The sequence below is a fragment of the Streptomyces sp. x-19 genome (genome assembly GCF_046549115.1).
In the GTDB taxonomy this organism is placed as follows: Bacteria; Actinomycetota; Actinomycetes; order Streptomycetales; family Streptomycetaceae; genus Streptomyces; species Streptomyces albulus_C.
In genome coordinates this window covers 1-735 of record NZ_JAJPWK010000108.1, presented here as the reverse complement: position 1 = coordinate 735, position 735 = coordinate 1, and the positions used below count along the sequence as shown (strand labels likewise).

Annotated in this window: 1 protein-coding gene; it reads left to right on the top strand. The window is 64.2% G+C overall.

Features of this window, described 5'->3' with window-relative positions; all coding sequences use genetic code 11:
- Window positions 1–9 precede the first annotated feature (9 nt).
- The coding region (locus ACLJT4_RS42480; RefSeq protein WP_411130521.1) for a beta-ketoacyl reductase at window positions 10–735 on the top strand (726 nt) is incomplete at its 3' end.

Here is a 735-nt window from a genome sequence, read left to right as displayed (position 1 = left end):
GACGGGACGGTGTGGGTGACGGGTGGGACGGGTGGTTTGGGTGGTGTGTTGGCTCGGCATTTGGTGCGGTCGTGTGGGGTGCGTCGTTTGTTGTTGTCCAGTCGTTCTGGTGTGGCGGGTGGTGGTGTGGCGGGGTTGGTTGCGGAGTTGGAGTCGTTGGGTGCGTGGGTGTCGGTGGTGGCGTGTGATGTTGCTGATGCTGATGCGGTGGCGGGTGTGGTGTCTGGTGTTTCGGGTGCTTATCCGTTGACGGCTGTGGTGCATGCGGCTGGTGTGTTGGATGACGGGGTGGTGGGTTCGTTGACGTCGGGGCGGTTGGCTTCGGTGTTGCGGCCGAAGGTGGATGGTGCGTGGAATTTGCATGTGGCGACGCGTGGGTTGGATTTGGGCGCGTTCGTGGTGTTTTCTTCGGTTGCTGGTGTGTTGGGTGGTGCGGGGCAGGCGAATTACGCGGCGGGGAATGCGTTTTTGGATGCGTTGGCGGTGTATCGGGTGGGGGTGGGTTTGCCTGGTGTGTCGTTGGCGTGGGGTGCGTGGGATCAGGGTGTGGGGATGACGGCGGGGTTGGGGGAGCGTGAGGTCCGTCGTGCTGCTGAGTTGGGGATGCCGTTGTTGGGGGTGGAGCAGGGGTTGGCGTTGTTCGACGCTGCCTTGGCGACGGGTGGTTCGGCTCTGGTGCCGGTGCGTCTGGATGTGACGGCGCTGCGCAATCAGCCCACCGTCCCGCCCGTCCTC